This window comes from Microlunatus sp. GCM10028923, assembly GCF_042666975.1.
In the GTDB taxonomy this organism is placed as follows: domain Bacteria; phylum Actinomycetota; class Actinomycetes; order Propionibacteriales; family Propionibacteriaceae; genus Microlunatus.
In genome coordinates this window covers 24,824-46,914 of the sequence record NZ_JBHTFF010000019.1, presented here as the reverse complement: position 1 = coordinate 46,914, position 22,091 = coordinate 24,824, and the positions used below count along the sequence as shown (strand labels likewise).

18 protein-coding genes are annotated in these 22,091 nt (G+C 70.4%); 6 read left to right on the top strand and 12 right to left on the bottom strand.

Annotated elements, in window-relative coordinates:
• Positions 1-166: 166 nt before the first annotated feature.
• On the bottom strand, positions 167-1,435 hold the full coding sequence (locus tag ACFQU4_RS33055; protein ID WP_377500446.1) for an MFS transporter: 1,269 nt from the start codon (positions 1,433-1,435) through the stop codon (positions 167-169).
• A 369-nt stretch (positions 1,436-1,804) separates the two neighbouring features.
• Between ACFQU4_RS33055 and ACFQU4_RS33050 the strand changes: the two genes are divergently transcribed.
• Genes ACFQU4_RS33050 through ACFQU4_RS33040 form a run of 3 tightly spaced genes read left to right on the top strand, consistent with a single transcriptional unit; the run spans position 1,805 to position 4,971 of the window.
• Positions 1,805-3,157, top strand: a complete 1,353-nt coding sequence (locus tag ACFQU4_RS33050; RefSeq protein ID WP_377500444.1) for an ABC transporter substrate-binding protein — start codon at positions 1,805-1,807, stop codon at positions 3,155-3,157.
• Between the two features lie 42 nt (positions 3,158-3,199).
• Positions 3,200-4,120, top strand: coding sequence for a carbohydrate ABC transporter permease (locus tag ACFQU4_RS33045; RefSeq protein ID WP_377500442.1), 921 nt, complete (start codon positions 3,200-3,202; stop codon positions 4,118-4,120).
• Entirely contained in the window at positions 4,117-4,971 is an 855-nt protein-coding gene (locus ACFQU4_RS33040; protein ID WP_377500440.1) for a carbohydrate ABC transporter permease, read from the top strand. The genes ACFQU4_RS33045 and ACFQU4_RS33040 overlap by 4 nt, the downstream gene beginning before the upstream one ends.
• 28 nt (positions 4,972-4,999) lie before the next feature.
• On the opposite strand, the gene ACFQU4_RS33035 is transcribed toward ACFQU4_RS33040, so the two are convergent.
• From ACFQU4_RS33035 to ACFQU4_RS33015, 5 genes are all read right to left on the bottom strand, one after another.
• Entirely contained in the window at positions 5,000-7,747 is a 2,748-nt protein-coding gene (locus ACFQU4_RS33035) for an alpha-mannosidase (protein WP_377500438.1), read from the bottom strand.
• A 165-nt stretch (positions 7,748-7,912) separates the two neighbouring features.
• Positions 7,913-8,971, bottom strand: coding sequence for a LacI family DNA-binding transcriptional regulator (locus ACFQU4_RS33030; RefSeq protein ID WP_377500436.1), 1,059 nt, complete (start codon positions 8,969-8,971; stop codon positions 7,913-7,915).
• 122 nt (positions 8,972-9,093) lie between these two features.
• A complete protein-coding gene (locus ACFQU4_RS33025; RefSeq protein WP_377500434.1) occupies positions 9,094-10,845 on the bottom strand; it encodes a thiamine pyrophosphate-requiring protein in 1,752 nt (583 codons plus the stop codon).
• Positions 10,846-10,847: 2 nt separating this feature from the next.
• Positions 10,848-11,711, bottom strand: coding sequence for an SDR family oxidoreductase (locus ACFQU4_RS33020; RefSeq protein WP_377500432.1), 864 nt, complete (start codon positions 11,709-11,711; stop codon positions 10,848-10,850).
• Between the two features lie 128 nt (positions 11,712-11,839).
• Complete coding sequence (locus tag ACFQU4_RS33015; protein WP_377500430.1) at positions 11,840-12,463, bottom strand: TetR/AcrR family transcriptional regulator; 624 nt, start codon at positions 12,461-12,463, stop codon at positions 11,840-11,842.
• 92 nt (positions 12,464-12,555) lie between these two features.
• On the opposite strand from ACFQU4_RS33015, the gene ACFQU4_RS33010 reads away from it, so the two are divergent.
• Positions 12,556-14,835, top strand: coding sequence for an MMPL family transporter (locus tag ACFQU4_RS33010; protein ID WP_377500428.1), 2,280 nt, complete (start codon positions 12,556-12,558; stop codon positions 14,833-14,835).
• Here ACFQU4_RS33010 and ACFQU4_RS33005 read toward each other — a convergent pair.
• Entirely contained in the window at positions 14,828-15,577 is a 750-nt protein-coding gene (locus ACFQU4_RS33005) for a helix-turn-helix domain-containing protein (protein WP_377500426.1), read from the bottom strand. The two genes, ACFQU4_RS33010 and ACFQU4_RS33005, sit on opposite strands and share 8 nt — an antisense overlap.
• Positions 15,578-15,625: 48 nt before the next feature.
• On the bottom strand, positions 15,626-16,135 hold the full coding sequence (locus tag ACFQU4_RS33000; protein WP_377500424.1) for an ArsR/SmtB family transcription factor: 510 nt from the start codon (positions 16,133-16,135) through the stop codon (positions 15,626-15,628).
• Between the two features lie 58 nt (positions 16,136-16,193).
• Here ACFQU4_RS33000 and ACFQU4_RS32995 point away from each other — a divergent pair, with 58 nt between their 5' ends.
• Complete coding sequence (locus ACFQU4_RS32995; RefSeq protein WP_377500422.1) at positions 16,194-17,501, top strand: MFS transporter; 1,308 nt, start codon at positions 16,194-16,196, stop codon at positions 17,499-17,501.
• Positions 17,502-17,551: 50 nt separating this feature from the next.
• On the opposite strand, the gene ACFQU4_RS32990 is transcribed toward ACFQU4_RS32995, so the two are convergent.
• On the bottom strand, positions 17,552-18,712 hold the full coding sequence (locus tag ACFQU4_RS32990) for an MFS transporter (RefSeq protein ID WP_377500419.1): 1,161 nt from the start codon (positions 18,710-18,712) through the stop codon (positions 17,552-17,554).
• Positions 18,713-18,823: 111 nt separating this feature from the next.
• Here ACFQU4_RS32990 and ACFQU4_RS32985 point away from each other — a divergent pair, with 111 nt between their 5' ends.
• The gene (locus ACFQU4_RS32985) at positions 18,824-19,276 is read left to right on the top strand and encodes a winged helix-turn-helix transcriptional regulator (protein ID WP_377500416.1); all 453 of its coding nucleotides are present in this window, start codon (positions 18,824-18,826) and stop codon (positions 19,274-19,276) included.
• 64 nt (positions 19,277-19,340) lie between these two features.
• Here ACFQU4_RS32985 and ACFQU4_RS32980 read toward each other — a convergent pair whose 3' ends face one another.
• Genes ACFQU4_RS32980 through ACFQU4_RS32970 form a run of 3 tightly spaced genes read right to left on the bottom strand, consistent with a single transcriptional unit; the run spans position 19,341 to position 21,982 of the window.
• Entirely contained in the window at positions 19,341-19,724 is a 384-nt protein-coding gene (locus ACFQU4_RS32980) for a TIGR03618 family F420-dependent PPOX class oxidoreductase (RefSeq protein ID WP_377500414.1), read from the bottom strand.
• Positions 19,725-19,735: 11 nt separating this feature from the next.
• On the bottom strand, positions 19,736-20,656 hold the full coding sequence (locus ACFQU4_RS32975) for an NAD-dependent epimerase/dehydratase family protein (RefSeq protein ID WP_377500412.1): 921 nt from the start codon (positions 20,654-20,656) through the stop codon (positions 19,736-19,738).
• A 21-nt stretch (positions 20,657-20,677) separates the two neighbouring features.
• Positions 20,678-21,982, bottom strand: coding sequence for an FAD-binding oxidoreductase (locus tag ACFQU4_RS32970; RefSeq protein WP_377500410.1), 1,305 nt, complete (start codon positions 21,980-21,982; stop codon positions 20,678-20,680).
• Positions 21,983-22,091: the final 109 nt, after the last annotated feature.

The following is a 22,091-nucleotide window of genomic DNA, read 5'->3' as shown; positions in this document are numbered from 1 at the left end:
ACCTGAGGTCTGCTCTTGCGGCACGGTCGCGGCGAACGGCCAGGTGGATGAGGTGGCCCAACACACGTACCGTCGGACCGTCCTGGCACAGATCGCGAGCGGGGCGACCGAGGACGGGGCGACCGAGGACGGGGCGACCGGGGACGGGCCTGCGGCCGCGGCACGGTCATCGTGGATCGGCTTCGGGTTCCGGGCGGTCGTCGAGGTCTGCCGGACCTGCCTCGTCGGGTTCGGGTACGCCGCGCAGGCCGGCGTACAGAAGGATCGGGGCGAGGGAGAGCAGGACTCCGGCGACGAGCAGGGTCGCGCGGGGGCCGATCAGGTCGCCGAGGGCGCCGCCGGCCAGGGCGCCGAGCGGGAACAGTCCCATGATCAACACGGTCATGGTCGCGTTGACCCGGCCGAGCAGGTGGTCCGGGCAGGTTCGCTGGCGGAGGCTGAGGCTGGTGATCGCGTAGACGATCTGGCCGAGTTCGCCGGCGGCGATGCCGATGATCACCAGCATCGTCGACCAGCCCGGCTGGGCGAGCACGCCGACGATGCTGAGCGGCGCGGTGACCGCGAGGCTGAGCCAGCTCAGCCGGACCGAGCCCCACCGCCGGGCCAGCCGGGGCGTCAGGGCCGCGCCGGCCAGTACCGTCGCTGATCCGCTGGCGATGATCAGGCCGATCAGGGCCGGCGACAGGCCGAGGGTGCGGGCCAGGAAGATCGTCGAGACTGCCGAGGCGATGGCGAAGGAGAGGTTGCCGAGGGCACTTGCGGCGGCCGTGGCTCGGAGCAGCGGCTGGCGCCAGACGTAGTGCAGGCCCTCACGGATCTCGCCGCGCCGCCGCGGGGCCTGAGCCGGCCGGACCTCCCGGGTACGGATGGCGAGCAGGGTGATCGCGGACAGGGCGAAGGTGCCGGCCTGGAGGGCGAGCACGCCGGCACCGCCGATCAGGGCGACCAGCAGTCCGCCCAGTCCGGGCCCGGTCACCTGGCCCGAGGCCCGGACGAACTCGAGGACCGAGTTGCCGGCCAGCACCCGGTCCCGGCCGGTCACGGTCGGCAGGTAGCTCCGGTAGCCGATGTCGAAGAACACCCGGGCGGCACCGACCAGCAGTGCGACCATGATCAACTGCAGGATCGACAGGCGGCCCAGGGCTGCGGCCGCCGGGATGGTTGCGAGCAGCGCAGCGCGGACCAGGTCGGCGGCGACGAGCACCGGACGGCGAGTCCGGCGGTCCAGCCAGGCCCCTGCGGGCAAACCGATCACGGCGAAGGCCACGGTGGCCGCCGCGTTGATCAGGCCGACCTCGAACGAGGACGCACCCAGGGTGATCACGGCGAGCAGGGGGAGCGCCACCGAGCTGACCTGCGAGCCGAGTTGGCTGGCGGTCTGGCCGGCGAGCAGGAGACGGAAATCGCGTTCGGCGAAGACGGAGCGGGGTGACACAGGTACCTCCGGGTCGTGGGGTCGAGCCCCACCCGGCGGTTTTTGTTGCTCCGGGGGGATGAATGTACGGCCGCCGCGGCCTGGGCGCAAGGGCTTTCGCGCCGTCGCGGGTGGGGGATTGTGGAATCGATCCCAGAGTCTTAGGCTCACTGGCCACGGGACGATGCGTGCTGCCCCGAAGCCTCACGGTCGAAGGATCCGGCGGGATCGAGGACGTACCGCCGATCGGTGGAGCCGCAAGCAGCGTCAGCCGTCGAGACGGCGACCGGCCAGGGATGTGGGATCGGTTACAGATCTGCTCGATTCGGGAGACCAAATCCCGGCGGGCGAGGAGGAAGGTCGAGGATGACCCGAGCAAGAGTGCGGTGGATGGCCGCGGTGGCGGTGCTGACCCTGAGCGTGGCCGCGTGCAACGGCCCGTCGATCGGGTCCCGGGAACCGTCGGCCAGTGGCCCGGCGAACCCGTTCAGTACGGACGTGTCCGGCGCCCTGCGGACGAGCGGATTCAACCCCGGGGACGAGGTGGGCCAGTCGCGGGCCGACTACGCGGCCGAGCAGCTGGGCGGCGTCACGGTCACGATGGACAAGACCAACTTCGATCCGCAGAAGTTCGCCGCGCAGGCGGCGTCCGGGCAGACGCCGGATCTGATCCAGACCGACCGGGCGATCGTCGCGACCCTGGCCAACAAGGATCTGATCATCCCGCTGGACCAGTGCTACGAGGCGTTCGGCGTCAAGCCGCGCGAGCAGTACTACCCGTCGGTGGTCGACGACGTCAGCTACGACGGCAAGATCTACGGCATCCCCCAGTTCTTCCAGGCCAACGCCCTGCTGGCGAACAAGCGGGTGTTGGATCAGGCCGGCGTCGCCGCGGCTGCCCTGGACACCTCCAAGCCGGACGAGCTCGTGGCCACCGCGAAGAAGCTGTACCAGGAGAAGGGCGGCAAGCCGACCGTGATCGGCGTCGACGCCGACCTGCCCGGCTCCTCGGGCATGTGGTTCACGGTGTTCGGCGGCGCTGCGTACGACGAGCAGGGCAAGCCGACCCTGGACCGGCCGGAGAACGTCGCGGCGCTGACCTGGATGAAGCAGCTGATGGACGCCCAGGGCGGCTACGCGAAGGTGAAGAGCTTCAAGGACTCGATGGACGTCTTCGGCGCCGGCAACCAGTACGTGAAGGACCAGGTCGCGGTCCAGACCTGGGCCCAGTGGTATCCGAACGTGCTGGCCGACACCAAGGACAAGGTGTCGCTGGAGGCCGTACCGATCAAGGATTCCAGCGGCGCGCCGATCGCCATGGCCGGCGGTACGTCGTTCGCGATCCCGAAGTCGGGCAAGAACCCGTCGGCGGCCTGCGCCTGGGCGATCAAGGCGACCTCGAGCGAGGCCTGGATGGCCGCGGCCGACGCCCGGATCGAGACCGTCGAGAAGAACAAGAAGCTGTTCACCGGGCTGATGACCGGATCGCCCGTTGCTGATCAACAGATCAAGGACAAGTACGTGAAGCCGACCGGCAACGCGGAGTTCGACCAGGTGATCGAGACCTACTACGCGGTGCTGGCCAAGCCGGTCACCAGCGGCTCCTCGCCGGTCGGGCAGACGGTCCAGCAGGACCTGACCAACGCCGTCACCGTCGCGCTGACCGGTGAGAAGACTCCGGAGCAGGCCCTGGCCGACGCGCAGACATCCTCGCTGCGTGCCTGGGAACAGGCCACGAAGTAGCCGACCGCCTGCCGAGACCGACACTAGGGCGGAAGGGGACCGATGGCAGCCCGGGTGAAGGAGCCGTACAACAAGCGAGAGGCGCTGGCCGGCTATTTGTTCATTCTGCCGTGGATCGTCGGGTTCGGCCTGTTCACGGTGATCTCGATGACGTACAGCCTCGGGCTGTCGTTCACCGACTACGACCTGTCCACCGACGTGATCATTCCGGTCGGGATCGAGAACTACCGGCTGCTGGTCGACGACCCGAAGGTGCTGACGTCCCTGTCCAACACCTTCGTGTACGCGATCCTCGCGGTCCCGCTGGAACTGGCCCTGGCGCTGGTGCTGGCCCTGCTGCTGCAGGGCGCGACCCGGGGCGCCGGCTTCTTCCGGGTGATCTACTACCTGCCCAAGATGACGCCGGCGGTGGCGACGGCCTCGGTCTTCCTGCTGCTGCTCAACGGCAACACCGGCGCGATCAACTGGTTCCTCGGCCTGTTCGGGATCCCTGGTCCGCAGTGGCTGGTGGACCCTGCCTGGGTCAAGCCGTCGATCGTGATCATGGGGCTGTGGAGCGTCGCCGGGTCGATGGTGATCTTGCTCGCCGCGCTGCAGAACGTCCCGCGCGAGCTTTACGAGGCGGCCGAGACGGACGGCGCGTCGAAGTGGAGCCAGTTCTGGCGGATCACCCTGCCGCTGATCTCGCCGACGCTGTTCTTCCTGGTGATCGTCAACACGATCGCGTCGCTGCAGATCTTCGATCAGGCGTATCTGCTGTTCTATCGCGACGGCAACAGCAACGCGCCCGACGCGGCGCTGTTCTTCGGCGTGTACCTCTACCAGGCCGCGTTCCAGCAGTTCAACTTCGGGCTGGCCGCCGCGATGGCGTGGCTGCTGTTCGTGATCATCCTGGCGATCACCGCGGTCCAGATCAAGATCGGCGACAAGCTGGTCTACTACGAAGGTGGTGAGCGGCGATGACGGCACCACCGCGGAAGGTGATCGGCCAGGTCGTCCGCTGGGTGCTGATGATCGGCTTCGCCTGCGCGTTCCTCTACCCGTTCGCCTGGCTGGTCGCGGCGAGCCTGAAACCGCGCGGCGAGGTGTTCGACAACAAGCTGATCCCGGACACCGTGGTGTGGGGAAACTACGTCCAGGTCTGGCAGGAGCTGCCGCTGATCGGCTGGGTGCTGAATTCGATCATCATCGCCGGGCTGGCGGCGACCCTGGTCACGCTGTCCAGTTCCATGATCGCGTTCGGCTTCGCGTACTTCCGGTTCCCCGGCCGGGCCCTGCTGTTCCGGCTGCTGCTGGCCTCGATGATGCTGCCGGGCGCGGTCACCCTGATCCCGAACTACCTGATCTGGAAGTACCTCGGCTTCCTCGGCACCAACGTCCCGCTCTGGGGCGCGACGCTGTTCGGGTCGGCGTTCTACATCTTCCTGATGCGGCAGTTCTATCTGTCCCTGCCGCGCGACCTGTTCGAGGCGGCCCGGGTGGACGGCTGCAGCTACTTCGGCCTGTTCCGCCGGATCGCGTTCCCGCTGGCGCTGCCGTCGGCCCTGATCGTCTTCCTGTTCGAGTTCCAGGCGTCCTGGCAGAATTTCACCGGCCCGCTGATCTATCTCAACTTCGGCCGGATCGAGGACTTCACCGTCCCGCTCGGCATCGCCTACGCGATGACGAAGTACTCGCCGACCGCCGGCGGCCACGGCGACTACCAGTTCGTGATGGTGGCCTCGCTGGTGGTCACGCTGCCGCTGCTGATCATCTTCGCGTTCGCCCAGAAGTACTTCATCCAGGGCATCGCGTCGACCGGGCTGAAGGGCTGACCGCCGCGCCTCGACCGAGGCGCGGGAGTCAGGTGGCGCGTTTGATCATGGCGGGCGCCTGGGTCTGGGCGGCCGGACGTTCGTCGCTGCCGGCACGGTCGGGACCCATGGTCAGGCCGTCGGCCGTGAACGGCGGCGGGGCGGGGCAGCGGCTCGCCTCGAAGGCGCCTGGTTCGTCCAGCGGGCGTTCGATCAGGTCCACCTCGGTGACCCGGCGGCGGGTGGAGCGCGGTACCCGGAAGGTGCGAAGTTGGTACGGGGCGAAGGCGGCCGTGACCTCGCGGCCGGCGACCGGCAGCTGCAGCGTCACCTCGCTCGGCTCACCGGTCGTCTCCACCGCCCGGACGATCAGGTCCGGCCCGTCCTCACCGTCGTCCTCGGTGCCCTTGATCGCGGTGATCATCACCGGGCCGGCGGCGTCGTCGGCCAGGCTCAGCCGGCGCGGCAGCGGGCCGGCGTGGAAGCTCTCCAGCATGGCCCGGACCGGCTGGCCGAGCTCGGCCGCCCGCCGGGTCGCGGCGACCGGACGCCAGTCGCCGGGGTGCGGCACCAGCGCCAGGCTGAACCGCTGCGCGCCCTGATCCTGGTAGCGGTGGATCTCGTCGTCACCGATCAGCCGCGGGTCGTGCCAGGAGTAGACGGCGCTGCGGACCGCGGTGATGCCGAGGCTGGCCGAGCTGTCGTCGTCGGCGGGGGAGGCGTCGTAGCCGTGCTTGGCGTTGTTGATCACGGTCAGGCCGCCGGTCCGGGCGTTCCGGCCCCGGCCCAGCTGCCCGGTCAGGTCGACCCAGCTCTGCGCCGGATCCTCGGCGCCGTTCAGCTCGCGTTCCAGCGTCGCGAAGGGGATCTCGTAGCGCGGCTGCGGATCGGTCAGCGCGACCGGCACCCGCAGCTTCATCAGCTGCGCCTGCTGCCGCCAGTCGATCTCGACGTCGACCCGGAGTTGATCATCGTCGTGACCCAGGACGAACTCCTCGATGATCACCGACCGGTCGAAGCTTCGCTCGACCCGGATCCTGGCCCGCACCGGGCCGTCCTCCCGGACCGTGATCGCGGTCACCGCCGGTTCCGCCCCGGGCCACGCGTAGGAGACCACCCGGTGGCCCCAAGTGTCGGTCGGGTCCTCGCAGATCTGCAGGTGCGGACCGGTCGCGCCGGCCACCGGGTCGACCCCGGACTCCTTGTGCAGCAGGGAACTGAGCCAGCCGGTCGCCGGGTCGATCACGGCCCGGAGCCGGGCGTTCTCGATCACCCAGCCGGTGGAGCCGTCCGGCTGCCGAACCCGTACCGGCTCGAAGGCGGGGTTATCCGGACCGGGCCGGAGCGTGTGCAGGGCGTAGCCGAAGGCGGGCAGGTCGGCGCTGAACACGACGGCGCCGCGGGACCGGTCGCTGGTGGTGGAGACCGACTGCACCCGTTGCGACGGCACCGTACGGTCCTCGTCGTCGACGACGTGCACGCCGAGCGGCTGGACGCCGTAGTTGATCTCCACCTGGGTCCGGACCGGCCAGGGATGGGGGTTGAAGATCAACACCGGCTGGGTGCCCTCGACCAGCGGTATGTCGACCTGGCGGGCCAGCGCGTTGTGTACCCGGGTGATGATCCGCTTCGAGATCGCGACGGCCTCGCCGAGTTGATCACGGGCATCGTCGTAGGCCGACTCGATCGCGGAGCCGGGCAGCACGTCGTGGAACTGGTTGAACAGCACCTGGTGCCAGGCCCGGGTCAGGTCGTCCCGGGGATCGGCCAGCGCCGGGTTGCCGGCCCGGCCGAGCAGGTCCCCGGCGATCGCCCAGCGCTCCGCGGTCAGCACCGCGTGCTGGGCCCGGCGCTGCCACTGCTTGATCCCGCTGTGGGCCGAGTAGCAGCCGGGCGCGTGGTGCTGCAGGTCGCCCTGCCGGGCCGGAAGCTCCAGCTCCGGCTCCGCCTCGAGCCGGGCCCGGACCTCGTCGAAGTAGCGGTCGGGGGAACTCATGATCAGCCTCCCGAAGGTGCCCATCCGGTGGTAGCGCTCGATCGAGGAGATGTTGGCCCGGGTCGGCCCGCCGCCGTGGTTGCCGACGCCGTAGAACACCATCAGCGGGTCGAACCCGCGGTCGACCTGGCCGAGTCCCTTCTCGACCTGGCCGGACACGTCGCCGGGCGGCGAGCAGTATTCGTACGGGATCCGGCAGGCGAGCACGGTCGAGCCGTCCGGGGCGGTCCACCAGAACGGCGTGTCGAAGAGGTCTGCCTCGTGCGGGCCCGGCCTCAGGAACGTGTACGCCGACATCCCCTGGCCGCGCAGGATCGCCGGCAGCGATGCGGTGTGGCCGAACGGGTCGACGTTCATCCCGACCGTCGCGGGCCGGCCGAAGTGTTCGATCAGGAAACGCTGCCCGTACAGGCCCTGCCGGACGAACGACTCACCCATCGGCATGTTGCAGTCCGGTTCGACCCACCAGCCGCCGACGTTGACCCAACGGCCCTCGGCGACCCGCTCGGTGATCTTGCCGAACAGCACCGGGTCGACCTCCCGGACCCAGTGCAGCAGCACGATCTGATCACAGGTGTAGACGAAGTCGTCGAACTCCTCCATCCGGTGGATCGCCGACCAGAACGTGGCCCGGGCCTCCTGATAGCCCTCCTGCCACGGCCACAGCCAGACTGGATCCAGGTGGGAGTTCCCGATCAGGTGCAGGGTCCGGTCCGGCGCGGCCAGCGGCTGCGGAGTCGGCGGCCGGTCCCGCGGCTGGTCCCCAGAGGGTGCGTTGGAGAGCGGCGGTCGTTCGGTCATGCGGTCGGCTCCTCCTCGGCGGCCCCGGGCGCGCCGATCCGTACCTGGCTCAGGACGATCTTCTGGGATCGTTCCCACGGTCGTGCCAGTCAACCCGAGCCCTTCCGGCGGTGTCAAGGAAGCGTCGTCGTCTTTGATCAAGCCGGGCCCGGGCGCCGGCGAAGATCAACGGGGCGCCCGGGCGGTGCTACCGCGCAGCTGCAGCTCGGCACCGAGGACGACCTCCTGCCGCGGCTCGCCCGGGCGTCCGATCCGGTCCACCACCCGGCTCATCGCGGCCTCGCCGAGGGCGATCGCGTTCTGCACCACGGTGCTCACGGCCGGCTGGACCAGGGTCATCCAGGGCGCGTCGTCGAACCCGATCAAGGACAGGTCCCGCGGCACCCGCAGCCCGGCCTCGTGGACCGCCCGCCACGCGCCCTCGGCGAGCAGGTTGTTGGCGGCGAAGATCGCGGTCGGCGGCCGCCGGCGGCGGAGCAGAGCCCGGGTGGTCTCGCCGGCCGCCGTCGCGTCCCAGCCCGAGGCGACCACGTCCGCGTCGTTCGGCTTCAGCCCGGCCGCCTGCAGCGCGCTGCGGTAGCCCTCGTAGCGGCGGCGACCGGTGGTCCAGTCGGTCTCGTCGATCAGCAGGGCGATCCGCCGGTGTCCGAGTCCGACCAGGTGCGCCGTTGCGGCTTCGGAGGCGCGGAAGTTGTCCACCGCGACGCTGTCCACGCCGGCCCGGCCGAACGACCGGTCCAGTTCCACCGTCGGGATCTCATGATCAACCAGCCAGCCGCTGATCCGGGCCGACACCGGGGTCACCACCACGCCGGCGACCCGGAGCTCGAGGAAGGCCTGCGCGGCGGCCAGTTCCTCCTTGGACTGGCCCTGGGTGTCGGCCAGCAGCGTGGTGAACCCCAGTTCCTTGGCCCGCCGGGAGGCGCCGGCCGCGAGCTGGGCGTAGAACACGTTGCTCAGGTCCGACACCAGGACGCCGATCGAGGTGCTGCTGCGCCGCTTCAGCCCGCGGGCCAGGGCGTCCGGCACATAGCCGAGGCTGCGCGCCGCCCGCTGCACCCGGTCCCGAACCTCCGGCGAGACGTAGCCCTGCCCGGACAGGGCCCGCGAGGTGGTCGACCGGGAGGCCCCGGCCGCGGCGGCGACATCGGTGATCGTCGCGCGACGCCCCTTCGGGCCGGCGCGCACAGCAGCCGGTTCGGGCTCCGAAGCCTCCGTGGCCATGCGCCCACCCCTCTGCCGGAATCTGACACCGTTCCCACATCGTAGGGCGTGGATCGCGATCCGGAGACTCCGGAGGTCCGGTCAGGCGTCGGAGTGGGGGAGGACCTCCTGGAGTTTGGTCTTCAGACCCTTGCGCAGAACACCCCAGCGATCTTCGTCGCCCTTGACCAGCGACTCGGCCGTCCGCAGGGCCTGGTCCAGCGTCGTATGCGGCGGAATCGGCGGGATGTCCGGGTCGACGCGGACGTCGAGGAGGGCCGGGCGGTCGGCCGCCAGGGCGCGGTCCCAGGCGGTGCCGAGGGCATCCGGGTCGTCGACGGCGAGCGCGGTGAAGCCGAGGCTCTCGGCGAAGTCCGCGTACGAGAACTCCGGCAGCGTCTGCGATTCGGCGAACTTCGGGCACCGCCCATCGCGCGCAACTCCCAGGTCACCTGGTTGAGATCGTTGTTGTGCAGGACGGCGATCACCAGCCGCGGGTCCTCCCACTGTTCCCAGTAGTGCTTGATCGTGAGCAGCTCGGCGAGGCCGTTCATCTGCATGGCACCGTCGCCGGCGAAGGCGATCACCGGCCGGTCCGGATGGCCGAACTTCGCTCCGATGGCGTACGGGACGGCGGGGCCCATCGTGGCCAGGGTTCCGGAGAGCGAGCCCCGGGTGCTGTCGGTGAAGCGCAGGTGGCGGGCGTACCAGTTCGCGGCCGAGCCGGAGTCCGCGGTGATGATCACGTTCTCCGGCAGCCACGGGTTGAGTTCGGTGAACAGTCGCATCGGGTTGATCGGTTCGGCGGCCACCATCGCCTCGTCGTGCAGCACCTCCTGCCAGCGCGCCACGCCGGCCTCGATCTCCTCCCGCCAGGACCGGTCGGTCTTGATCTTCAGCAGCGGGAGCAGTGCGCGCAGGGTGCTGGCCGCGTCACCGACCAGGTTCACCTCGTACGGGTAGCGCATCCCGATCAGGCCCGGGTCGACGTCGACCTGGACGCCCCGCGCCTTCCCGTACTCGGGCAGGAACTGGCTGTACGGGAAACTCGACCCGACGGTCAGCAGGGTGTCGCAGCCCTGCATCAGGTCATAGCTCGGCCGGGTGCCGAGCAGCCCGATCGAGCCGGTCACGTAAGGCAGCTCGTCGGACAGCACGTCCTTGCCCAGCAGGGCCTTCGCGACGCCGGCACCGAGCACGTCGGCCACCTGCCGGAGTTCGGCGCGGGCACCGCGGGCACCACTGCCGGCCAGGATCGCGACCCGGCTGCCCGCGTTCAGGACGTCGGCGGCCCGGCGGACCGCCTCGTCGTCGGGCTGGGTCACCGGCCAGTCGACGCCGAGGCTGGACGGCACCATCTTGAACGCGTGCGACGGCGGGGTGTACTCGAGCTCCTGCACGTCGCCGGGGATGATCACCGCGGTCGGTGCCCGCCGGCTCAGGGCGACCCGGATCGCCCGGTCCAGCACGTTCGGCAACTGCTCCGGGACCATGATCAGCTGCTGGTAATCGCTGGCCACGTCCTTGAACAGGCTGATCAGGTCGGTCTCCTGCTGGTACGAGCCGCCCATCGCCGACCGGGCGGTCTGACCGACGATCGCCACGACCGGGACATGATCGAGTTTGGCGTCGTAGAGGCCGTTCAGCAGGTGGATCGCGCCGGGCCCCGAGGTGGCCGTACAGACGCCGACCCGGCCGGTGAACTTCGCGTAGCCGACCGCCTGGAACGCGCTCATCTCCTCGTGCCGGGACTGGATGAACTGGGGGCGGTTGTCGGCCCGGCCCCAGGCGGCCAGGATCCCGTTGATCCCGTCGCCGGGATAGCCGAACACCTTCTCCACGCCCCATTCGCGCAGCCGGGCCAGCAGGAAGTCGCCGACGGTCTGGTCCGCCATGATCAGAACACCGGCTTTCCGCCGGTGACGCCGAGGACCGTTCCGGAGACGTACCCGGCATCCTTCGGTGAGGCCAGGAAGACGAACGCCGGGGCGACCTCGGCGGGTTGCCCGGCTCGGCCGAGTGGCGTGTCGGAGCCGAACTTCTCGATCTTGTCCGGCAGTTGGGTGGCGGGCTGCAGCGGCGTCCAGATCGGGCCGGGGGCGACCGCGTTGACCCGGATCCCGTACGGGCCGAGTTCGGCGGCCAGGTTGACCGTCGCGTTGTTGATCGCGGCCTTGGTCGCCGCGTAGTCGACCAGGGTCGTCGACGGCTCGTACGCCTGGATCGAGGAGTTGTTGATCACGCAACCGCGCCGGCGCTTGAGCTCCGGTACGGCGGCCCGAGTGATCCAGAACAGCGCGTACAGGTTGGTCTTGATCACCCGGTCGAGACGTTCGTCGTCCACCGCCTCGAGGCCCTCGCCGGTTCTGGCCTGCTGGAATCCCGCGTTGTTGACCAGGATGTCCAGCTTGCCGAGCCGCTCCGTGGCGACCCCGACGGCGTGGTCGCAGGTGATCCGGTCCCGTAGGTCGGCCGGGATGGGTACGGCGCGCCGGCCGGTGGACGTGATCAACTCGGTGGTCGCCTCGGCGTCGGCCTGCTCCTCCGGCAGATAGGTGAACGCGACGTCGGCACCCTCGCGCGCGTAGGCGAGGGCGACCGCGCGGCCGATGCCGGAGTCACCGCCGGTGATCAACGCCGAGCTTCCGGCGAGCCGGTCGTGGCCGACGTAACTGTCCTCGCCGTGGTCCGGACGGGGCTCCATCGGTCCGGTCAGCCCCGGCGGGTCCTGTTGCTGGGGTGGAAATTGCTGGTTCGCCATGTCCTCACCTCTCGAGGACTGCGTTACCCGAGCGTGCAGGTGGTAAACACCGGAGCGGTCTTGATCAACTTCAGCGGAGCCACGGCCCGGCGCCGGCGTGACGACCCGGCGGACTCGTCCGTGCGTCGTCAGTCCGGTACGGCGAGGACTTCGGTCAGATAGCCGCGCAGGACGGTCTTGAACTCGGTGATCACCAGGTCTCGCTCGCCGGCGTCGGCAGACACCGCGAGGGGCACGAAGGTGGCGAAGAGCCGGAGCACGGTCGTCGCGTACCGCTGCCTGGTCGCGTCGTCCAACTCGGGACGCTGGCGGCCGATCACCTCGGCGACCCGGCCGGCGACCGCGGCCTGCACCCGGCGGGCGGGGGCGATGATGTGCTCGGGCAGTTCGGAGCGCCCGATCAGGTCCTTCATCCCGGGGTTGGCGACGTTCACCGCGACGATCGGGTCGACGATCCGGTCGATCAGTTCGGCCGGCTCGAGGCCGTCCAGGTCGCCCGACGTGGCCTCGCGGTGGGCCTGCTCCAACTCCGGGACGTAGCGGTCGGCCAGGGCCCGCGCGATGTCCTCCTTGCTGGAGAAGAACTGGTAGAGCGAGCCGGGGGAGACACCGGCCCGGGCGGCGATCTTGTTGGTGGTCGCGCTGTCGTACCCGATCTCGGCGAACAGCCCCGCGGCGGCGTCCAGGAGCTGCTCCATCCGGCGTACGCCACGCTCCTGGCGCCGGCGCTCCGGGCGCGCACCGTCGGGCATTCCGTGACCTCCGTCTAGAAAATGCGAGTGATTGCTCGTATTCTGCAATGCGAGCACTTGCTCATGTTACGTCTCGACGTCCCGGAGGAACCATGGCAACGCCGAACCGCCCGCCCATCGATCGGGGCGCTGCCCGGCCCGGGATCCTGGCCCGCTGGGCCGGCCTGGTCGTCGCGCACGCCCGGCTGACGCTCGCCGCGGCGGTCGCGGCGACGGTCCTGCTCGGTGTCGCGGCGTCCGGTGCGCTGGGTGCGATGACGCTGTCGCTGTGGGAGGCGCCGGGGACGGAGTCGGTCCGCGCGCAGGAGGTCCTGGCCGGGGAGTTCGACACGAACAGCGCGAACCTGGTGCTGCTGGTCTCGGCCCGCGACGGCACGGTCGACGATCCCGGGGCGAGCCGTGCCGCGACCGACGTCGCCGCCGAACTCGGCGCCGTGCCGGGGATCCGGGACGTCTGGTCCTACTGGTCCACCGGAGCGGATCCGGCCCTGCGCAGCGAGGACGGCGGGCGGGCCGTGATCCTGGCCTGGCTGGACGGCGACCCGACCGAGGCGCGGCAGCGGCTGACCGAGACGATCATCCCCGGCTTCACGCGTGACCTGCCCGCGATCAAGGTCGAGGTCGCCGGCGGCGAGGCGATCTCCGCTCAGATCGGCGATCAGGCCAGGGCGGACTTCCTGCGGGCCGAGTTGATCATCGTGCCGCTGCTGCTGGTGCTGATGATCATCGTCTTCCGCCGGGTGCTGCCGGCTCTGGTCACGCTGGCCGTCGGTCTGTTCTCGATCATCGGCACGCTGGCCGCGCTGCGCGGGCTGGCCATGATCACCGAGGTCTCCACCTTCGCGGCCAACATCACCCTGGTGATGGGCCTGGCGCTCGGCGTCGACTACAGCCTGTTCCTGATCGCCCGGTTCCGCGAGGAGCTCGCCGCCGGTGCCGAGCTCCGGACCGCGGTGATCGACACGGTACGGTCCGCCGGCCGCACGGTGCTGTTCAGCGGGCTGACCGTGGCCGCGTCGGTCGCGGTGCTGATGCTGTTCCCGTACGCCTTCCTGCGCTCGTTCGGCTACGCCGGCGTGCTGGTGGTCGCCAGCGCCCTGATCGGCACCCTGGTCATCCTTCCCGCAACCATGATCATCTTCGGTCCGCGGTTCGTCCGCCGCGGCGTCCGGAGCAGGCCGGTAGAGCGCGGCTTCTGGTATCGGACCGGCGAGCGGGTGATGCGGCGCCCGATTCCGTACGGTCTCGCCGCGCTGGCCCTGGTCGGGCTGCTCGCGGCGCCCGCGCTCGGATTCCGGCCCGGTCCGCCGGACGACCGGATCCTGTCGGCCGACGTGTCGTCGGCCCGGTCGGCGTACGACACGATGCGGGCCGAGTTCGCCGCCGAGCCGCAGGACGCGATCGCGGCCGTGCTGCCGACCCTCGCCGAGGCGCCGGACCGGGCCGTGGCGGTCGACGGCTACGCCCGGGCGCTGTCCCGGGTCGACGGGATCGTCCGGGTCAACGCCGCCACCGGGAGTTACGTCGGCGGCGAGCGGATCGCCGGGCCCGGGCCGGCGGCCGATCGCTATGCGGGACCGGGCGCGACCTGGCTCGCGGCGATTCCCGCACATGCGGCACTGGAGCGCTCCGGGTCCGACCTGGTCGCGGCCGTGCGGGCCGTGCCGGCGCCGGCTCCGGTGCTGGTCGGTGGCTTCCCGGCCGAGCTCGCCGACTTCGAGACCGTACTGCGGCAATGGGTTCCGCCGCTCGCCGGACTGATCATCGCCGTCACGTTCGTGATCTTGTTCCTGATGTCGGGCAGCCTGCTGATCCCGGTCAAGGCGACCGTGCTCAACCTGCTCAGCCTGGCCGTGATGGCCGGCGTGATCGTGGTCGGCTTCCAGGACGGCGCGCTGGCCGGCCTGCTCGGGTTCACGCCGACCGGCGACGTGAACCTGACCTTCCCGATCTTGATGTTCTGCATCGTCTACGGGCTGTCGATGGACTACGAGGTGTTCCTAATCGCCCGGATCCGGGAGGAGTACGACCGCACCGGCGACACCCGCCGGTCCGTTCTGGTCGGGCTGCAGCGGAGCGGGCCGCTGGTCAGCACCGCCGCCGCCATCCTCGCCCTGACCTTCCTGCTCTACGCCACCGCCGAGGTCAGCTACCTGCAGCTGATCGGCGTCGGCACCGCGGTCGCGGTGCTCGTGGACGCCACCTTGCTCCGTGCGGTCCTGCTGCCCGCCTCGATGCGGCTCGCCGGTCGCGCCAACTGGTGGCTGCCGCGGTTCCTGCGCCCGGTCCACGCCCGGTTCGGGCTCGACGAGTCCGTACTCGGAAAGCCGAGCTCAGCCGCGGTCGTGCACGGCGCCGCCGGCGTCAGTTGAGATGCGCTTCAAGATCACGGCGAATCCGGTGCAGCAGGAGCTTGTGCTCGGTCGGGTCGAGGTCCCCGGCCTCGTCGACGACGGCCAGCGACACCGGGGCCGGTTCCGGGGTTCGGACCAGGATGGCGCCGGTGGCATGGTGCGGACGCCACCATCCGTCGACCAGCAGGACCTCGTCGGTGATCATCTTCCGGGCCAGCGTGATGGTCTCGGCCGCGGTCTCCGGGACCTGACCGGGCCGGCCGCCCCAGCCGACCCGCTCGCGGGACCGGTCCAGGATCGCGACGGCCTCGTCGTCGGGGAGCTCGGCCAGCAGTCGCAGGCCGGGCGTGGACACGTTGAGCGGCCAGCCGCCGTTCCAGAGGGAGAGCTGACCGGTCCGGGCCCGGGCCAGGTGCAGGACGTCCTGCCGCCAGAGCATGCAGACCGCGATCGTCACGTCCGGGTAGCGCTCGATGATCTTCCTGGCTCCGGCCCGCAGTCGTTTGACCAGCGGCAACCGGCTGACCGAGTCGGCCAGTCCGAGCACGCCGTACGAGCACTCGAACCGGCCGTGATCGTCCTTGCGGACATAGCCGGCCTCGATCAGCGCCGCCAGGCCGCGGGACGCCGAACTCTGGTGGATGCCCAGCCGGGCGCCGAGTTCGGTCGCGGTGAGCGGGCCGTCGTCGGCGAGGATCCGCAGCATCTGCAGACCTCGGGCCAGGGACTGGTTGCCGGCGCCGGCCGGAGTGATCGACACGGGTCTACTCTGCCAAGACCGGGCCGGGATGGGAATCGAGTTCCGTGATCATGTCGCTGCACCGGGACTGGGCGGGTTGCGGTCGGGGTGCAGGGTGGCGAACAGCGAGTAGGTGGCGCCGTCGGGATCCGGGCCGCGTTCCTTGAACTCGTTCACGAGCGCGTACAGGCGTTCCTGGAATTCGATCTTGTGCTCGTTGTTGAGCTTGAGCCCGAGCCAGGTGACGTCCAGCTCGTCGGGCGGTACGCCGTCGATCTGCTGCAGGAACGTCTCGACGAGGACGTACGAGCCGTCCGGGATCGGCGTCCGCCAGGACAATCCGGTCGCCCGGTACGGGACCTCGCGGGCGCCCTGGTTGCCGGACCGCTCCGGCTCGGCCGCGAGGTAACCGGTGCTCACCAGGCTGCGGACGTGGTGCAGCATCGTGCCCGGATTGATCTCGAGAAGTTCGGCGAGTTCCTTGTTGGTACGGGATTCGAAGGCGCACAGGCGAAGCACGCGCAGTCGTACCGGCGAACTGAGTGCCCGGATCCGGGCTTCCTCCTCGGCCACCGCCATGCCGGCAGCCTACGGGACTGATTGACAAGGCTCAATCGGTCCTTGCAGACTGATTGGCATGTCCCAATCACCTCAGTCCGTCGCGCCCGAGGGTGGTGCGGCTCCGGCGGAGGAGCCCGTCGGCTCGCTGTGGCGGGATCGCAACTTCCTGACGATGTGGGGCGGCCAGGCGTTCGCGCAGTTCGGCGCCCAAATCTCCGAACTCGCGATTCCCGTCCTGGCCGTGCTCCTGCTCGGCGCCGGCGCGTTCGAGGTGGGCGTCCTGAACGCCGCGAACGTCGCCGCGTTCCTGGTCGTCGGGCTGCCGGCCGGGGTGTGGATCGACCGGCTGCGGAAGCGACGGGTCATGATCGTCGCTGACCTCGTCCGGGCGGCCGCCCTGGCTTCCGTACCGCTGCTCTGGGTGACCGGATTGCTGCAGCTCTGGCAGTTGATCATCGTCGCCGGTGTCGTCGGGGTCGCGTCGGTGTTCTTCGACGTGTCGTACCAGAGCATCGTCCCGGCCCTGGTCCGGCCGCGGCAGATCGCCGAGGCGAACGGCAAGCTGCAGGCGACGTACGAGCTCGCGAACATCGCCGGGCCGGGGGTCGGCGGCTGGCTGATCGGGCTGATCACGGCGCCGCTGGCGATGATCGCCACGGCCGGAACGTACCTGTTGTCGGTCGTCGCCCTCGTGCTCACGCGTGATCACGAGGAACGGCGCGCTTCTGATGATCATGGACCGATTCTCCGGGAGATCGGGGAGGGGCTGCGGTTCGTGTTCACCGAACCGCTGCTGCGCCGGATTGTCGGCACCACCAGTGTGTCCAACTTCTTCAACACCATCTCGATGACGCTGCTGCCGCTGCTTCTCCTGCGGGAGTTGGGTTTCACGCCGCAGGCGATGGGCATCGTGATCTCCCTCGGATCGGTCGGCGGGCTGCTCGGCGCGGTCACGACGCCTCGGATCGTCCGGCTGATCGGGGAGGCGCGGGCGATCCCGGTCAGCGCGATCGGCTTCAGTGTGGTCGGCCTGCTGGTCCCGCTCGCCGCGCTCGTTCCGGCGGTGGCGTTCCCGTTGCTGGTGGCCCAGTTCTTCGTCGGCACCTTCACCGCCCTGCTCTACAACATCACCCAGGTGACCTTCCGGCAGCGGATCACCCCGGCCCGCCTGCTCGGCCGGATGAACGCCTCGGTCCGTTTCTTCGTCTGGGGCGTGATGCCGATCGCCGCCCTGCTGGCCGGCGTCCTCGGCGCCGGGCTCGGCGTGGTCCCGACGCTGTGGATCGCCGCCTGCGGCCAGCTGTGCGCCGCGGCCTTCGTCGTCACCGGACCCTTCTGGGCGATGCGGGAACTGCCCGACCTGCATACGGGCACGGGTCAGTGATCATGCCGCCGCGGCACCGATGACCGCAACCGGGATGGAACACCTTGTGCTCAAGGGTTTCTGGCACCGGTTTCCCTCCTTGCCACACTGTGCCGGCTGACGGCCCAGGTGATCAGTCCGCCACCCGCGAAGACGGCGCCGAGGATCGCGGACCCGGTCCATCCAGCCAGGGCATAGGCCGTGGTGGTGGTGATCGCGCCGAGGGCGGAGCCGAGGGCATAGAAGATCATGTAGCCGCCGATCACGCTGCTCGTACGGTCGGGATGCGCGGCGGTGAGCAGTGACTGGTTGCTGACGTGTACGGCCTGGACGGCGAAGTCGAGGACGACGACACCGATCACCACCAGCCCGAGTGACCAGTTCGCCTGCCCGGTGGCGATCCAGGACGCGGCGAGCAGGACGAGCCCACCGCCGGCGACGGCGTTCGCGCGCTGCGCGTCGGCCCAGCGGCCGGCCCGTACGGCGCCCAGGGCACCGGCCAGCCCGGCGATGCCGAACAGCCCGGTCTGGGCGGTGCTCAGGTGCCACGGGTCGGCCGCCAGGGGTAGCGCCAGTCCGCTCCACAGGGTGCCGAAGGAGGCGAACAGGAAGAAGGCGATCAGCCCGCGCGAGACGAACAGCGGGTCCCGGAACAGGTGGCCGAGCGAGCTCATGACCGCGCCGTAGGTGCGGCGAGCCGGGCGATGATCAGCTGGTAACAGCTTCAGGACCAAGATCGACAAGGCGACCAGCAGCACCGCGAGCGTCAGGTACACGGTGCGCCATCCCCACCAGTCGGCGAGAACTCCCGCCAGGATGCGCGCTCCCAGGATGCCCAGGATGACGCCGGAGGTGACGACTCCCAGCGTGCGACCGCGTTCCGCCGGGGTCGACAGGTCGGCGGCGAACGCGACGGCGGTCTGCACGACGACCGCGACCAGGCCGGTCCCAGCGAGGCTGATCAACAGCAGGGGAAGGTTGGGTGAGGCGGCCGCCGCCAGCATGCCGACCGCGGCGAGCAGCAGGTGGCCGGTGATCAACCTGCGCCGGTCGAGCAGGTCGCCCAGGGGGACAAGGGTGGCCAGCCCGACCAGGTAGCCGAGCTGTCCCGCCGTCACGATCCAGCCCAGGTCGGCCTCGGGTACGCCGAGGTCCTGCCCGAGCTGTGCCAGCACGGGTTGCGCGACGTAGATCGTGGCCACGGCGACCGCGCAGACCGTCGCGAGCAGCATTCTTCGACCGGACGAACTGCCGACCACCTCAACCCCAATCAGTAGCAGATTGCAACTGATTAGACCCTAGGGCAGAATAGTTTCAATCCGCAACTCATTGATGGGAGAGTGATGAAGCCCGCCGCACACCTCGACGGTACGGACTGGACGGACGCCACCTGCCCCGTCGCGCGCACGGTCGATCTTGTCGGCGACCGGTGGAGCCTGTTGATCATCCGGGACGCGATGGACGGTGCGCAGTCGTTCACCGACTTCCAGCAGCGCACCGGAGTGGCCCGCAACATCCTCACCGACCGGCTCCGCCGGCTCGTCGATCGCGGCCTGCTCCGGCGCGAGACGGCGAGCTCAGGGCGGCGGCAGGTCTATGCCCTCACCGACGCGGGGCGCGATCTCTTCACCGTCGTCGTGGCCATGCGTCAATGGGGCGAGCGGCACGCGTTCGGGCCCAAGGAGGCGCACTCGGTGCTCGTCGGCGAAGGCGGACAGCCGCTCAGCGACCTGCGCCCCACCGACGCCGACGGCACCTTCATGAGCGCCGACACCACCACCGTGCGACGTCCCTGACCTGCGGTACGCCGGCAACGCCGAGGCGCGCGAAGCTGATCATGACGCCGGACTCAGGGCCGGGCTAGCGGACGCCGACCAGCTGCTGCTCGGGTTCGATGATCATCACGACCCGGTCCAGGTCCCGGGAGTAGGGCCCGCCGATGTAGGTCACGGCGATCCGGTCGATGATCTCCCACCGGGATTCGTCCTCGATCCAGTCGACGACCCGGCCGCGGACCACCACCGGCTGGAACGGCCCGTCGGCGGGCGCCACGGACAGGGCGACCCGCGGGTCGTTGCGCAGGTTGCGCGCCTTGCGGGAGTCCGGCCCGGTGAAGACGGCGATCCGGTCGCCCACGGTGCCGACGAAGACCGGCACGACATGCGGCGAGCCGTCCGGCAGGACGGTGGCCAGGTGGGCGATCGAGGCGCCGTCGAGGGCGTGGCGAACGTCGGGATCCAACATGTTGCTCCTGTTCAGCGGGGATGGTCGGCGCGCCAGGCGACGTAGTCGGCGACGGCCGCGGGGAGGTCGAACGCCGGCCGGAAGCCGGTGTCCTCGGTGAGTCGGGTGATGTCGAGGTACGGGTCGTCGCCGGCATCGTCCCGGCGGCCGGGCACCAGGTCCAGTCGCGCGTCCGGCAGGACCGCCCGCAGCGCCTCCGCGACCTCGCGGTTGGTCGCCCGGCGGCCGCTGGAGACGTTGTAGGTGTCGTACCGCAAGGTCTCGGTCATGATCAACATCGCGATCGCCCGGCCGGCGTCGGGCGCGTAGCAGCAGTCGAAGCCGTCGTCGGCGTACACGCTGCCGGGTTGATCACCGCGGAGTGCTGCGCTGACGTACGGCGGAAGGTGGAAGAACGGCGACTCCGGGTCCACCAGCGGACCCCAGACGGAGCCGATCCGCAAGATCACCGGCTGGACTCCGGTGCCCTGCAAGGCGTGCGTGGTGAGCGGCTCGACCGCCTTCTTGAAGGCGATGATCAGGTGCGGCAGCTCGGCGCTCGGCAGCGCGAGATCTTCCTGCCAAGGGATCTCCGGGCGGCCCAGGTAGACGCCGAGGCTGCTCGCGACGGCGAACCGGCGCACCTGCCAGGCGCGGGCGGCGTCCAGCGCGTTGAGCAGTCCGGCCAGCTCGGCGCGGAAGAAGACGACCGGGTCGGCGTCCGGGGCGGAGCCGGCGAGATGCACGATGTCGGTGATCATGTGCCGTTCGGCGAGACCGAGGAAGGCGTCCCGGTCCGTGGTGTCGAGCGTTTCGACGATCACCCGGTCGGTCAGGAAGGACGGCACCTCGGTCCGCCGGTGCGACGTGACGACCACCCGCTGCCCGCCGTCGGCCAGCGCCCGGGCGGTGTGGGCGCCGATCATGCCGAGGCCGCCGGTGACCAAGATCATTCTGGGCTCCTTCACTGATGATCAACTGGCCTGCGGGAAGTCGAAGAACCGGTCCGGGTCGTAGCTCCGCTTGATCGCGGCCAGCCTGGTCCGGTTGTCCGCGTGATAGGCCGCCGGTGCGTCCTCGAGCGCGGGATCGGGGAAGTTGGCGTACACCCGCCCGGAGCCGGCCGGGTGCGCCGCGGCCCACGACGCGTCCACCCATGCGTCGTCGGGATCGCCGATGTGCTCGAGCAGGAACCGTTCCTCCCGGTGCGCGAACGCCGTCGTCGCGGCACCGATCCGGTTGTAGGCACCGCCCATCGCCGTAAAGGTGAGCTGCCGTCGCCCGGCGTCGCGCGGCTCGGCCAGCCCCTCCAGCAGTACGGCGAGCACCGGCGGCGGCAGACTGCGCCGGAAGAACTCCGACCTGATCCGCAGCGCCCGCGCGGGCACGTCCCGCGGGTCGGTCAGGGTGCTCTTCAGCCGGTGGTACGGCAGCCCGCCCCGCAGCCGGACCGTCGTCCGCAACCCGACCGTGGCCAGGAATTCCCGGATCAGCTCCTGGGTCGCGACCTCGTCCAGGACAGCGGCTCCGACCAGCGTGATCCGGGCCGGACGACCCGGCTCGGACACCACGGTGAGGTTCACCGTGAGCTCGTCCGGCGCCGCCGGGGACCAGTCCTGCCAGGCCGCGACCAGGCCGGCCGGGTCGACGCCCGACCAGGTCGCCTCGATCCTGGTCAGGACCGGCTCCGGCACCGTCTCGTACCGGAGCGTGGTGACGACGCCGAACTGTCCACCGCCGGCACCGCGCAACGCCCAGAAGAGGTCGGGCTCGCGGTCCGGGCCGCAGTCCACGACGCTGCCGTCCGCGAGCACCACCCGGGCTCCGGTCAGGCGGTCGCTGGTCAGCCCGTGCCTGCGGCCGAGCAGCCCGATGCCGCCGCCGAGGGTCAGCCCGGCGATGCCGACGGTCGACCCGCAACCGGCCGGCAGGGTCCGGCCGGACTCGTGCAGCGCCGGATAGACCCGGCCCAGCCTGGCCCCGGCGCCGATCGTGGCGATCCCGCCGACGAACGAGACCCCGTCCAGCCCGGACAGGTCGAGCAGGACGCCCTCGGTCGACGACCGGCCGGCGAAGCAATGACCGCCGCTGCGGACGGCGAAGGGTTCCCCGGTGCCGCGAACGTACGAGAGCGTACGGACGACGTCCGACACCGACCGGCAGCGCGCCACCAGGCTCGGCCGCACGCCGCGGAAGGCGGGCTGGGCCGGGCGGCGAGCGGCGTCGTAGCCGGGCGACCCCGGCCGGAACACCGCGCCGTCGAGGGAGAGAGCGGGCACCAGCCGAAGCTACGGGCGGCGCACCGCCACGAGCTTGAACAAATCGCGCATGCTCTCCCAGGAGGGTGGTGTCAAACGGTGGCGGCAGCGAGCGACGCCCAGGCACGCA